Annotated in this window: 12 protein-coding genes; 7 read left to right on the top strand and 5 right to left on the bottom strand. The window is 64.4% G+C overall.

Translation table 11 applies throughout. The annotated features are described in order from the left end of the window. The first annotated feature begins 26 nt into the window (after positions 1 to 26). The 6 genes from E6B08_RS29785 (at position 27) to E6B08_RS29760 (ending at position 7,569) form a co-directional block, all read left to right on the top strand. Entirely contained in the window at positions 27 to 2,315 is a 2,289-nt protein-coding gene (locus E6B08_RS29785) for an ABC transporter permease subunit (RefSeq protein WP_136917245.1), read from the top strand. A 17-nt stretch (positions 2,316 to 2,332) separates the two neighbouring features. Continuing rightward, positions 2,333 to 4,003: a phosphate ABC transporter permease PstA gene (gene pstA, locus E6B08_RS29780; RefSeq protein ID WP_136917244.1), complete on the top strand. Its 1,671-nt coding sequence runs from the start codon at positions 2,333 to 2,335 to the stop codon at positions 4,001 to 4,003. Between the two features lie 70 nt (positions 4,004 to 4,073). After that, positions 4,074 to 4,907, top strand: a complete 834-nt coding sequence (pstB, locus tag E6B08_RS29775) for a phosphate ABC transporter ATP-binding protein PstB (protein WP_136917243.1) — start codon at positions 4,074 to 4,076, stop codon at positions 4,905 to 4,907. 64 nt (positions 4,908 to 4,971) lie between these two features. Continuing rightward, positions 4,972 to 5,742 carry a phosphate signaling complex protein PhoU gene (gene phoU, locus E6B08_RS29770; protein WP_136917242.1) on the top strand — a complete coding sequence of 257 codons (771 nt, stop codon included), beginning with the start codon at positions 4,972 to 4,974 and terminating at the stop codon, positions 5,740 to 5,742. Between the two features lie 163 nt (positions 5,743 to 5,905). Continuing rightward, positions 5,906 to 6,802 carry a response regulator gene (locus E6B08_RS29765; protein ID WP_136917241.1) on the top strand — a complete coding sequence of 299 codons (897 nt, stop codon included), beginning with the start codon at positions 5,906 to 5,908 and terminating at the stop codon, positions 6,800 to 6,802. Between the two features lie 131 nt (positions 6,803 to 6,933). Then, positions 6,934 to 7,569, top strand: coding sequence for a M23 family metallopeptidase (locus E6B08_RS29760; protein ID WP_136917240.1), 636 nt, complete (start codon positions 6,934 to 6,936; stop codon positions 7,567 to 7,569). Positions 7,570 to 7,575: 6 nt separating this feature from the next. Here E6B08_RS29760 and E6B08_RS29755 read toward each other — a convergent pair whose 3' ends face one another. From E6B08_RS29755 to phoB, 3 genes are all read right to left on the bottom strand, one after another. Further along, a complete protein-coding gene (locus E6B08_RS29755) occupies positions 7,576 to 8,916 on the bottom strand; it encodes a hemolysin family protein (protein ID WP_136917239.1) in 1,341 nt (446 codons plus the stop codon). 115 nt (positions 8,917 to 9,031) lie between these two features. Further along, positions 9,032 to 10,279 (bottom strand): phosphate regulon sensor histidine kinase PhoR, encoded by a 1,248-nt coding sequence (phoR, locus tag E6B08_RS29750; RefSeq protein WP_238349373.1) that lies wholly within the window; start codon positions 10,277 to 10,279, stop codon positions 9,032 to 9,034. A gap of 108 nt (positions 10,280 to 10,387) precedes the next feature. Continuing rightward, positions 10,388 to 11,077, bottom strand: coding sequence for a phosphate regulon transcriptional regulator PhoB (gene phoB / locus E6B08_RS29745; protein WP_133325506.1), 690 nt, complete (start codon positions 11,075 to 11,077; stop codon positions 10,388 to 10,390). A 174-nt stretch (positions 11,078 to 11,251) separates the two neighbouring features. On the opposite strand from phoB, the gene E6B08_RS29740 reads away from it, so the two are divergent. Beyond that, on the top strand, positions 11,252 to 11,623 hold the full coding sequence (locus tag E6B08_RS29740) for a hypothetical protein (protein WP_136917237.1): 372 nt from the start codon (positions 11,252 to 11,254) through the stop codon (positions 11,621 to 11,623). 123 nt (positions 11,624 to 11,746) lie between these two features. On the opposite strand, the gene ubiA is transcribed toward E6B08_RS29740, so the two are convergent. Beyond that, positions 11,747 to 12,637, bottom strand: a complete 891-nt coding sequence (gene ubiA / locus E6B08_RS29735; RefSeq protein WP_136917236.1) for a 4-hydroxybenzoate octaprenyltransferase — start codon at positions 12,635 to 12,637, stop codon at positions 11,747 to 11,749. Then, positions 12,637 to 13,194, bottom strand: coding sequence for a chorismate--pyruvate lyase family protein (locus E6B08_RS29730; protein ID WP_136917235.1), 558 nt, complete (start codon positions 13,192 to 13,194; stop codon positions 12,637 to 12,639). The genes ubiA and E6B08_RS29730 overlap by 1 nt, the downstream gene beginning before the upstream one ends. Between the last annotated feature and the right edge of the window lie 178 nt (positions 13,195 to 13,372).

Raw genomic sequence — 13,372 nt, 5'->3', positions numbered from 1 at the left:
TCATACGGGACCGCTAGGGTGTGCGCATGAATGATCTGGCCAATTCCACAATGACCCAAAATTCCCCGCCCGAGCGGATCGATTTCAACACCCCCGAGCTGCAACGCAAGCGCCGCATGCGCGCCCTCAAGGATCGCCTGACCCGCTGGTATGTACTGGTGGGCGGGCTTGCCGTGCTGGCTGCGATCACCCTGATCTTCTTCTACCTGGCCTACGTGGTGCTGCCCCTGTTCCAGGGCGCCGAGCTGACCAGCAAGAAGGCCCTGGAGCCGACCTGGCTGCAGCAGGATGCCGGCAAGCCGCTGATGATCGCGCTCGAGGAGCAGAATCTGGTCGGCATGCGGGTCTCGGACAAGGGCCAGGCGTTGTTCTTCGATACCAAGAGCGGCGCCGAACTCAAGCGCGTCGACCTGCCGCTGCCGGCAGGCACCCAGGTCAACTCGATCGGTACCGACCAACCGGGCAGCGCACTGGTGGTGCTGGGCCTGAGCAATGGCCAGGCGCTGGTGTTCCACCACACCTACAAGATCACCTACCCGGACAATAAAAAGACCATCACCCCTGGCATCGACTACCCGTATGGCGAGCAGCCGTTCCTGCTCGACGAACAGGGCCGTGCCCTCGACCATGTGAGCGTCAACCTCAACGGCGAGACCTTGGTGCTGGCCGGCTCCACCGGCGCCCAACTGCAGGTGCTGCAGCTGTCGAGCAGCGAGAACATGCTGACCGGCGAGGTCAGCACCGAGCAGAACCGCATCGAGCTGCCGCAGATGACCGAGACGGTGAAGAACATCTTCATCGACCCGCGCCAGCAGTGGCTGTACGTGATCAACGGTCGCGCCACCGCCGATGTCTTCAGCCTGCGCGACAAGCGCCTCAATGGCCGCTACAAGCTCACCGAGAGCGCCGATACCGAAATCACCGCCAGTGGCCAGCTGGTGGGGGGGATTTCGCTGATCCTGGGCGATTCCAAGGGTGGCCTGGCCCAGTGGTTCATGGCCCGCGATGCGGATGGCGAGTCGCGTTTCAAGCAGATCCGCACCTTCCAGCTGGGCAAGGCGCCCATCGTGCAGATCGACGCCGAGGAGCGTCGCAAGGGCTTCATCGCTCTCGACAGTGCCGGCGAGCTGGGCGTGTTCCACAGCACCGCGCACCGCACCCTGCTGGTCGAGCCGGTCGCCGAGGGCGCGGGCGTGCTGGCCCTTTCGCCGCGCGCCAACCGCATCATCATCGAACAGGGTGGCAAGCTGCTGCCGCTGAGCCTACGCAACCCGCACCCGGAAATTTCCTTCAGCGCGCTGTGGGGCAAGGTCTGGTACGAGAACTACGATGAGCCCAAGTACGTGTGGCAGTCGACGGCCTCGAACACCGACTTCGAGCCCAAACTGAGCCTTTCGCCCCTGACCTTCGGGACCCTCAAGGCGGCGTTCTACGCGATGATTCTCGCGGCTCCGCTGGCCGTCGCCGCGGCCATCTACACCGCTTACTTCATGGCCCCGGGCATGCGCCGCAAGGTCAAGCCGGTGATCGAGCTGATGGAGGCGATGCCGACGGTGATCCTCGGCTTCTTCGCCGGCCTGTTCCTCGCGCCGTACCTCGAAGGCCACCTGCCCGGTGTGTTCAGCCTGTTCGTGCTGCTGCCGTTTGGCATCCTCCTGGCCGGCTTCGCTTGGAGCCGCCTGCCGGAATCGATCCGCCTGCGCGTGCCGGACGGCTGGGAAGCCGCGATCCTGATCCCGGTGATCCTGTTCACCGGCTGGTTGGCGCTGACCCTGAGCCCGCACATGGAGAACTGGTTCTTCGGCGGCGACATGCGCTTGTGGATAACCAATGACCTGGGCATCACCTACGACCAGCGCAACGCCCTGGTGGTCGGTATCGCCATGGGCTTCGCGGTCATCCCGAACATCTACTCCATCGCCGAGGACGCCGTGTTCAGCGTGCCGCGCAGCCTGACCCTGGGCTCGCTGGCGCTGGGCGCGACGCCCTGGCAGACCCTGACCCGCGTGGTCATCCTCACCGCCAGCCCAGGTATCTTCTCGGCGCTGATGATCGGCATGGGCCGTGCGGTGGGCGAGACCATGATCGTGCTGATGGCCACCGGCAACACCCCGGTGATGGAAATGAACCTGTTCGAAGGCATGCGCACCCTGGCCGCCAACGTGGCCGTGGAAATGCCCGAATCGGAAGTCGGCGGCAGCCACTACCGCGTGCTGTTCCTCGCCGCCCTCGTGCTGCTGATGTTCACCTTCGTCATGAACACCTTGGCCGAGCTGATTCGCCAGCGTCTGCGCAAGAAATACTCGTCGCTTTGATAGAAAGGTAGAGATCCGTGAAAAAGGATTCCCTCAAGGGCTGGTTCAAGAGCGGCGCACCTGGCGTCTGGGTCAGCGGCGGCGCCGTGGCCATGGCGGTGATCATGACCGTGGGCCTGCTGGCGGTGATCGCCGTGCGCGGCCTGGGGCACTTCTGGCCGGCCGACCTGATCCAGGCCACCTATAAAGTGCCGGGCCAGGCCGACCACGTGGTGATCGGTGAAGTGGTGCAAAAGGAAGAGGTGCCGCGTGCCCGGCTCAAGGGCGCCGGCTTGCCGGTGCCGGACGAAGGCCCGGAATTCATGACCCGCGAGCTGATCAAGGTCGGTAACCGCGACCTCAACGGCAGCGATTTCACCTGGGTGGTCGGCGACTGGCTGGTGGACGAACAGCACCCGGGCGAGCTGATGGCCCTGGAGCGCCGCGAGTGGGGCAACTTCTACGGCTACCTGGTCAGCGTCAAGGAGAACGGCAAGGTGGTCGCCGAAGGCACCACGGCCTGGCCCGAGCTGCAAGCCCGTCTCAAGCGTGCCAGCCAGCTCAACGACCAGCTGACGCAGCTGGAGAAGAAGGATATCGGTGCCATCAACCATGGCCTCGAGCGCCTGCGCCTGCACGCCCGCAAGCTTGAGCTGGACGGCAAGCTGGACGCCCAGGCCCAGGCCGACATGGATGCCGAGCGGGCCGAGCTGACCAGCCGCTACAAGGCCATCGAAGACCGCCTGATGGGCCTGCACCAGGACTTCGCCCGCGATAGCCTGGTAGCCCGCGACGGCAACGGCCGCGAAGTGGAGATCAACCTGAGCAAGGTGGTGCATGCCATCCAGCCGAACGGCATGTCGGCCTTCGCCAAGCTCGGTAACTACTTCGCCAAGGTCTGGGAATTCCTCAGCGACGACCCGCGTGAAGCCAACACCGAGGGCGGGATCTTCCCGGCCATCTTCGGTACCGTGATGATGACCCTGATCATGGCCGTGATCGTCACGCCATTCGGCGTGCTGGCGGCGGTCTACCTGCGCGAGTACGCCAAGCAAGGCCCGGTGACCCGCCTGATCCGCATTGCGGTGAACAACCTGGCGGGCGTTCCGGCGATCGTCTACGGAGTGTTCGGCCTGGGCTTCTTCGTCTACGTGCTGGGCGGCTCGATCGACCGGTTGTTCTTCCCCGAGGCGCTGCCGGCGCCGACCCTGGGCACTCCGGGCCTGCTGTGGGCGTCGCTGACCCTGGCGCTGCTGGCCGTGCCGGTGGTGATCGTGGCGACCGAAGAAGGCCTGGCGCGTATCCCGCGCACGCTGCGCGAGGGCTCGCTGGCGCTGGGCGCGACCAAGGCCGAGACCCTGTGGAAGATCGTCCTGCCGATGGCCAGCCCGGCGATGATGACCGGCATGATCCTCGCCGTGGCCCGCGCCGCGGGCGAGGTGGCGCCGCTGATGCTGGTGGGTGTGGTGAAGCTGGCGCCGTCGTTGCCGCTCGATGGCAACTACCCGTACCTGCACCTGGACCAGAAGATCATGCACCTGGGCTTCCACATCTATGACGTCGGCTTCCAGAGCCCCAACGTCGAGGCCGCGCGGCCGCTGGTGTACGCCACCGCATTGTTGCTGGTGCTGGTGATCGCCACCCTCAACCTCTCGGCGGTGTGGATCCGTAACCACCTGCGCGAGAAGTACAAGGCCCTGGACAGCTGAACCCGATCGCAAGCGCGCCGCTCCAAGCGAGCGGCCCTTTGAAACGAATTGATAGCGTATGGAGTTGACCATGCAGCAAGATTCCCACACCCGCGGCATCGACATGTCTGCCCTGGGTCGCAACAAGCAGGGCCTGCGCCTGGCCGAGGAAACCGTGGCCATCGAAGTACCTGGCCTGTCCCTGTTCTACGGCGACAAGCAGGCCCTGTTCGACGTGCAGATGAACATCCCCAAGCAACGCGTGACCGCTTTCATCGGCCCGTCCGGTTGCGGCAAGTCGACCCTGCTGCGTACCTTCAACCGCATGAACGACCTGGTCGATGGTTGCCGGGTCGAAGGCGCCATCAACCTCTACGGCCACGACATCTACCGCAAGGGCGAGGACGTGGCCGAGCTGCGCCGTCGGGTCGGCATGGTGTTCCAGAAACCCAACCCGTTCCCCAAGACCATCTACGAAAACGTGGTGTACGGCCTGCGCATCCAGGGCATCAACAAGAAGCGTGTACTGGATGAGGCGGTGGAATGGGCGCTCAAGGGTGCGGCGCTGTGGGACGAGGTCAAGGACCGCCTGCACGAATCGGCCCTGGGCCTCTCCGGCGGCCAGCAGCAGCGCCTGGTGATCGCCCGCACCATCGCCGTCGAGCCCGAAGTGCTGCTGCTCGACGAACCGTGCTCGGCCCTGGACCCGATCTCGACGCTGAAGGTCGAAGAGCTGATCTACGAACTGAAATCCAAGTTCACCATCGTCATCGTCACCCACAACATGCAACAGGCGGCCCGCGTTTCGGACTACACCGCGTTCATGTACATGGGCAAACTGGTCGAATTCGGTGATACCGACACCCTGTTCACCAACCCGGCGAAGAAGCAGACCGAAGACTACATCACCGGTCGGTACGGCTGATTGGCGCCCCGATATACCCGCCCGTACCGGGTCGACCGATTCCAACGCTTTGCGGAGCGACAGCATGATCAACAAAGAAAGCCTTACGCACCACATTTCCCAGCAGTTCAACGCTGAGCTCGAGGAAGTGCGCAGCCACCTCCTGGCCATGGGCGGCCTGGTCGAGAAACAGGTCAACGACGCGGTCACCGCACTGATCGAGGCCGACTCGGGCCTGGCCCAGCAGGTGCGCGAGGTCGACGAGCAGATCAACCAGATGGAGCGCAACATCGACGAGGAGTGCTTGCGCATCCTCGCCCGCCGTCAGCCGGCCGCCTCCGACCTGCGCCTGATCATCAGCATCTCCAAGTCGGTGATCGACCTGGAGCGCATCGGCGACGAGTCGACCAAGATCGCCCGCCGCGCCATCCAGCTGTGCGAGGAAGGCGAGTCGCCACGCGGCTACGTCGAAGTGCGTCATATCGGCGACCAGGTACGCAACATGGTGCGTGACGCACTGGACGCCTTTGCCCGCTTCGACGCCGACCTGGCGCTTTCGGTGGCCCAGTACGACAAGACCATCGACCGCGAGTACAAGACCGCGCTGCGCGAGCTGGTGACCTACATGATGGAAGACCCGCGCTCGATCTCGCGGGTGCTCAGCGTGATCTGGGTCCTGCGTTCGCTGGAGCGGATCGGCGATCACGCCCGCAACATCTCGGAGTTGGTGATCTACCTGGTACGCGGTACCGACGTGCGCCACATGGGTCTCAAGCGCATGAAGGCCGAGGTCGAAGGCACTGCGGGCGAGGCAGGCGAAAGCGCTAATGTTCCGGGCGAACCTGACGATAAATAAGGTTGCTCCCGAGCCTCAACGCCCGGCCTTTGCCGGGCGTTTTCGTTTGCGATCGAGCACTGAGCAGGCACCCGCGAACGAACACAGAGGTCCCGGCCTGACCAGGGGTTTGGCAAATGGCCATCAGTCGGCGGTATGCTAGTCGGGATCAAGAGGAGTATCGATGAGTAAAGTGAATGTACTGGTTGTGGATGATGCCCCGTTCATCCGCGACCTGGTCCGCAAGTGCCTGCGCAATGCCTTTCCAGGCATGGTGATCGAAGATGCGGTCAACGGCCGCAAGGCCATGGCCATGTTGGCCAAGGAACGTTTCGACCTGGTCCTGTGCGACTGGGAAATGCCGGAGATGTCCGGCCTCGAGCTGCTGAGCTGGTGCCGTCAGCAGGAAGAGATGAAAGCCATGCAGTTCATCATGGTGACCAGCCGAGGCGACAAGGAGAACGTGATCCAGGCCATCCAGGCCGGTGTGTCCGACTTCGTCGGCAAGCCGTTCACCAACGAGCAGCTGTTGACCAAGGTAAAGAAAGCCCTGACCAAGATCGGCAAGCTCGAAAGCCTGGTGGCCGGTGCTCCGGCACGGGTCAACTCGGCGTTCGCCAACGATTCGCTGAGCGCCCTGACCGGCGGCAAGCCCGAGGCGGCCAAGGTCGCAGCGCCCATGGCCGCGGCCAAGCCGTTGATCAACGCGCCGGCACCCAAGACCGCCGCCGCCCAGGCCCAGGCCGGCCGGGGCCAGGGCCAACTGCGTCTGGCCAGTGGCACGCAACCCTGCGTGATCAAGGCACTGAGCCTCAAGGAGGCGCTGTTGGTGGTGCGCCGTGGCACTGTGCTGCCGCAAGTGCTCGAAGGCGCGGTGCTGGACCTGGAGCAGGGTGAGAATGCCGAGGTGGCGCGCCTGAACGGCTACCTGCACGCCATCGCTGCGTTGGAGCCCAAGCCCGAGAGCGACTGGCTGCAATTGACCTTCAAGTTCGTCGACCAGGATGCACAGAAGCTCGACTACCTGTCGCGCCTGATCGCCCGCGGCACGTCGCAGAAGCATTTCACGCCTGGGGCCTGAACCTCGGCTGCCCCCATCACCGGCCAGCCAGCTCCGACAGACCGATGGGGGCACATCCGACCAACTGCAATCGCGCGTCGAAAACCCGCTGCTAGGCTTCGACAGATACTAACTGTCAAAAAGCCACTATCATGCTCACTCGCCCGCTGCTGTTCTGTGCCTTGCTCACGGCTTCGGCGTCGAGCCTGGGCGTGACCCTTTACACCACCACCGACACCTTCGGCGTGGTGTCCTATTCCTACCGACCCAGCCCCGGTGCCCGAGCCGCCGTGTTGGGAGACCCGGGCCTGACGCCATTTCCGCACGCCTACCGTTACCCATTCCCATGGCGCGGCGGGCCGTTTCGGCTGAGCCAAGGGCCCAATGGTCGCTTCAGCCACAGCGGCCCCAAGGGCCGCTACGCCATGGACATCGCCATGCCCGAAGGCACGCCGATCGTCGCGGCGCGCGAAGGCGTCGTGGTGGAAGTGGAAAACCGCCAGTGGGGCAGGCGCGGCAACCCGGCGGGCAATTTCGTGCGCATCCGTCACCCGGACGGCACCTATGGCGGCTATATGCACCTGCAGCGTGGCTCGGTGCTGGTGCGCAAGGGCCAGCGCGTGGCACGCGGCCAGCCGCTGGCCAGATCAGGCAATACCGGCAACAGCAGCGGGCCGCACCTGCACTTCGTGGTGCAGCGCAGTGCAGGGGAGGACTACGTGTCGATCCCCTACCAGTTCGACCGGCCGCTGGGTGGCTTGCCGGACTTCACCGCCGGTAACCCGTGATGCCGGTCAGTCGAGCTTGAGTACCTTGGCCAGGACGATCTTGGGCCCTTTCATCTTCTTGATGATGATGCGCAGGCCTTCGACTTCCAGCACTTCCTCTTCCTCGGGCACCCGCTTGAGGGTCTCGTAGACCAGCCCTGCCAGGGTTTCCGCCTCGATGTGATCGAGGTCGATGCCGAGCAGGCGCTCGACCTTGAACAGCGGCGTGTCGCCTCGTACCAGCAACTTGCCGGGCTGGTAGGCGAGGATGCCGCGCTCGGTCTTGCGGTGTTCGTCCTGGATATCGCCGACCAGCACTTCCAGTACGTCTTCCATGGTCAGGTAGCCGATGACCTTGCCGTCGGCTTCCTCGACCAGCACGAAGTGCGCGCCACCCTTGCGGAACTGCTCCAGCAGCTGGGCCAGCGGCATGTGCCGGGATACTCGCTCCAGGGGGCGGGCGAGGTCCTCGAGGTCGATGCTTTGCGGCAGGTGTTCGAGCTCGGCCAACTCCAGCAGCAGGTCCTTGATGTGCAGCAGGCCGGTGAACTCTTCGCGCTCGGCGTCGTACACCGGGTAGCGGCTGAACTTGTGGCGGCGCACCAGGGCGAGGATTTCCTTGAGCGGGGCATGGGCGTCGATGCTGACCATGTCCTCGCGCGAATTGGCCCAGTCGACCACTTCCAGCTCACCCATCTCCACCGCCGAGGCCAACACGCGCATGCCTTGGTCGCTCGGGTCCTGGCCACGGCTGGAGTGCAGGATCAGCTTGAGTTCCTCACGGCTGTAGTGGTGCTCGTGGTGCGGGCCGGGCTCGCCTTGGCCGGCGATGCGCAGGATGGCGTTGGCGCTGGCGTTGAGCAGGTAGATGGCTGGGTACATCACCCAGTAGAACAGGTACAGCGGCACCGCCGTCCACAGCGACAGCAGCTCGGGCTTGCGGATCGCCCACGACTTGGGTGCCAGCTCGCCGACCACGATGTGCAGGTACGAGATGACGAAGAAGGCGACGAAGAACGACACCGCCTTGATCAGCTCGGGGGTGTCCACGCCCAGGTAGGCCAGCAGTGGCTCGAGCAGGTGGGCGAAGGCCGGTTCGCCGACCCAGCCCAGGCCCAGGGAGGCGAGGGTGATACCGAGCTGACAGGCCGACAGGTAGGCGTCGAGCTGGTTGTGCACCTTGCGCAGGATGCTGCCGCGCCAGCCGTGCAGTTCGGCGATGGACTCGACGCGGGTGGAGCGCAGCTTGACCATGGCGAACTCGGCGGCAACGAAGAAGCCGTTGAGCAGCACCAGGAACAAGGCAAACAGGATCATGCCGAAATCGGCAAAAACAGAGGCGAGGGTGATACTAGGGGAAGGGTCCATGATGGGGTTTTAACGGGGTCCGTCTTCAGTCAGGAAAAGAAAAAGTGCCAGCGCTTGCTGGCACAAGGGATCCAATGTAGCGGCTGGAGCCCTTCGCGGGCAAGCAGGCCTGTTCTCAACCCTTGCCGTTGGCCAATTGTGCCGGAGCAAAATGACAGGTGAAGGTACTGCCATGGCCCGGCACGCTGCTGATCTCCAGGCGCCCACGGTGGCGCAGCAGCACATGCTTGACGATCGCCAGGCCCAGCCCGGTGCCCCCGGTATTCGACGCGCGGCTGGAGTCCACCCGGTAGAAGCGTTCGGTCAGGCGCGGCAGGTGCTTGGCATCGATGCCGATCCCCGAGTCCTGCACGCTCAGGTGCGCACCTTGCTCGTCGCTCCACCAGCGGATGCGGATGCTGCCCTCGTCAGGGGTGTATTTGACGGCGTTGAACACCAGGTTGGAAAACGCACTGCGCAGTTCCGCCTCGCTGCCCTTGAGGCGCACGCCGGGGGCCACTTCCAGGCTGATGCGTTGGTTGCGTGAGCCGGACAACGCCTGGGCATCGCCCTTGATCGACTGCAATAGCGCGTCGACCATCACCGGCTGGTTGTCCGAGGGATAATCGGTGGCCTCGAGCTTGGCCAGCAGCAGCAGGTCGTTGAGCAGCGTCTGCATGCGCGAGCCCTGCTGGCTCATCTGCTGCAGGGCTCGGGCCCAGCGCGGGTTCACTTCGTCGACGTTGTCGAGCAGGGTTTCCAGGTAGCCGGTGATGACGGTCAGCGGCGTGCGCAGTTCGTGGGACACGTTGGCGACGAAATCCTTGCGCATCTGTTCGAGCTGATGGATGCGGGTGACATCGCGTACCAGCATCAGGTGCTCGCTGTTGCCATAGCGGGTGATGTGCAGTTGCACGCGCAGGCGGTCGTTGATCGGCGAGGGGATTTCCAGCGGCTCGGCGTAGTTCTCGGCCTCGAAATACTCCTTGAAGCGCGGGTGGCGCACCAGGTTGGTGACCGGCTGGCCGCCATCCTGGGGGGTCTTGAAGCCCAGCAGGGTCTCCGCGGCGCGGTTCCACCACTCCAGGTTGCCGTCGCTGTCGAGCATGATCACCGCGTCACGCAGCGCCGCGGTGGACTCCTGCACGCGGTCGATCACCGCCTGCAGGCGACCGCGCACGCGCTGGTCGCGGCGTTGCAGGTGGTAGATGCTGTCGAACACCTCGCCCCACAGGCCGTAGCCGTCGGGAGGTGCTTCATCGGGTTGATGGTTGCGCAGCCAGTGGTGCAGGCGCAGCAGCTGCTTGAGGGTCCAGCCCAGGTAGAGCGCCAGGCCGATGGCCAAGCTCCAGCCGTAGTACCCGCTGACCAGGCCGCCGATCATGCAGACGGTGATCAGCAGCAGCAGGTGACGAATCAGTGTCGCGTGCCAGTTCTGGTTCAATTGACGGTCCTTGTACAACGGCTTGCAGCTTGGCGCTCGAGTACTCGATCAGCTCTTGGTCGAGAAGCGGTAGCCGGTGCCCCGGACGGTTTGTACCAGATTTTCATAGACTTCACCCAACGCTTTGCGCAGGCGACGGATGTGCACGTCGACCGTGCGTTCCTCGACGTAGACGTTGCCGCCCCACACCTGGTCGAGCAGTTGGCCACGGGTGTAGGCGCGCTCCTGGTGGGTCATGAAGAACTGCAGCAGGCGGTATTCGGTCGGGCCCATTTCCGCCGGCTTGCCGTCGATGGTCACGCGGTGGCTGATCGGGTCGAGCAACAGGCCGCCGACTTCGATCGGCGCCTCGCTGTCGTTCGGGCCGGTGCGGCGCAGCACGGCCTTCAGGCGCGCCACCAGCTCGCGTGGCGAGAACGGCTTGGTGATGTAGTCGTCGGCGCCGACTTCCAGGCCCTGGATCTTGTTGTCCTCTTCGCCCTTGGCGGTGAGCATGATGATCGGGATGTCGCCGGTCAGTTCGTCGCGCTTGAGGCGGCGCGCCAGCTCGATGCCCGAGGTGCCCGGGAGCATCCAGTCGAGCAGGATCAGGTCGGGCTTGCGGTCGACGATGATGGCGTGGGCCTGCTGGGAGTTTTCGGCCTCCAGGCAGTCATAGCCGGCCATTTCCAACGCAACGGCGATCATCTCGCGAATGGGCGCTTCGTCGTCGACGATCAGAATGTTCCTGCCAACCATGCTCAAAACCTCTCCTGGGATATCGTGTCTTGGCCCGCATTAGATAACGGAATTATTGCAGCTGTGTGACAGAGTCTTGGCCGATATGGCGACATTCCGTGTCTGAACTAGGCTTCAAAAAGCCACCATTGCGGTGAGCAGAACCTCAATACCCCCGAATTCACGGTGACTCCAATGACACGACATACGCTGAGCTGGATGGCCCTTCTTGCTGCATTCGCGCTACCGGGGGTGGCCTCGGCGCACCATGCCATGGAAAAGGACGGCATGTGGGTCGATCATGCCGGCATGACGCTTTATACCTTCGACAAGGACTCCGGGGGCAAGTCGATGTGTAACGGCGAGTGTGCCAAGAATTGGCCGCCGCTGATGGTCAAGTCCGACGACGAAGCGCCGAAGGACAAGTGGACGGTGGTGATGCGTGACGATGGCAGCAAGCAATGGGCCTACGACGGCAAGCCGCTGTACACGTTCGTCAAGGACAAGAAAGCCGGGGATACCACCGGCGATGGCATGAAGGACGTCTGGCACATCGCCAAGCCTTGAGATTGCCGGGGCCGCTGTGCGGCCCATTCGCGACACGAGGCCGCTCCCACATGGACCTGCACACGCCGACCCCTGTGGGAGCGGCCTCGTGTCGCGAATGGGCTTTACAGCAGCCCCAAAGACCTAGCGCAGTGCGTAATCCAGCACCACCCCGATGAACACCAGCAACCCCGCCCAATGGTTGTGCAGGAACGCCTTGAAACACGACTCGCGGTCCAGCTTGCGCGTCGACCAGAACTCCCAGGCGAAGCACGCCGCCGCACCCAGCACCCCGAGGTGGAACCAGCCACCGAGTTCGAAGCGGCTCCCAGCCAGCAGGAGGCAGCCCAGCGACAGCAGTTGCAGGGTCAGGATGATCACCCGGTCGGCCTCGCCGAACAGGATCGCGGTGGATTTCACCCCGATCTTCAGGTCGTCGTCACGATCGACCATGGCGTAGTAGGTGTCGTAGCCCACCGTCCACAGCAGGTTGGCGATGTACAGCAGCCAGGCACTGGCCGGCAGCTCGCCGCCGGCAGCGGTGAAGGCCATGGGGATGCCCCAGGAGTACGCAGCGCCCAGCACCACCTGCGGGTAATAGGTGTAGCGCTTCATGAACGGGTAGCACGCCGCCAGGGCGACGGCGCCGAACGACAGCCACACGGTGCGGCTGTTGGTGCACAGCACCAGCAGGAAGCTCACGCCGACCAGCAGGGCGAACAGTGCCAGCGCCTCGCGTGGGCGCACCCGGCCGCTGGCCAGGGGACGGTCGGCGGTGCGCTTGACGTGGCCATCGACCTTGCGATCGGCGAAGTCGTTGATGCAGCAGCCGGCGGCGCGCATCAGTACCACGCCGAGGCCGAAGATCAGCACGTTGGCCAGGCTCGGCGAGCCAAGCCCTGCGATCCATACCGCTGACAGGGTCGGCCAGAGCAGCAGGTAGATGCCGATCGGCCGGTCCATGCGGCTGAGCTGGATGAAGTCCCAGGCGCGTGGATGCAGGCGGTTGAACGACTTGAGCAGTTGCAGGTACATCAGCGGGTCTCCTCCTTGGCCGCGTGCCACAGCGTGGGCAGGAACACCTCGGCCACCAGAAGCTCCAGGCCGTCCCGCTCGAAGCGCGAGCGTCGGCCCCATAGGCCAGCATAGGCGTTGTCGGCGGGTAGCCAGGGCTGTGGATAACTGCACACTTCGATGGGGTGGCGGACGAAGGCCTGGTCGCAGAACAGCAGTTCGCCCAACGAGCGGCTACCCAGGGTTTCCAGGTCGAGCCCGCCGCGTTCCAAGGCCTGGCGGCTGGCCACGCTGCGGGCGAACACCCAAGGCTCGCCGTGGCCACGCAGGAATACCTCGCGCACCCAGCCTTCGGCACCGGGGGCGATGCCCAAGGCCTGGCATTCGTCATCGCGCAGCGCCTGCCAGCCCTCGAACAGGGGCGTGACGCTGAAGTGATCATGGGAGAGGCGGGTGAGGCGGCGGGTCAGCGAGCCTTCGTCGAACAGCCAGTCCAGGGTGGGCGGGTCCAGTTCGGTCGCCAGCTGTGAATACGCCAGCCACGCGACAGCGGCTGCTTGCGGGGTTTCGTACGGCACGTCGGTATGCTTGTGACAACCAGAGAGGCGCCGAGCTTAGCATGATTGCCCCGTTCGCTTGCATACTGGGGGCAGGGCCGTTAAAAAGCCCGCACAGATTGCGCGTTGGTCCTTTCGCTGGGCAAGCTCACTCCCATAGGTACGCTGCAGCCCTGATTGGGTATGCAAATTCTGTAGG

The organism is Pseudomonas putida (assembly GCF_005080685.1).
Lineage (GTDB): Bacteria > Pseudomonadota > Gammaproteobacteria > Pseudomonadales > Pseudomonadaceae > Aquipseudomonas > Aquipseudomonas putida_V.
Note: the sequence above shows the minus strand (reverse complement) of the source record. Positions and strands in the feature narration are given on the sequence as shown.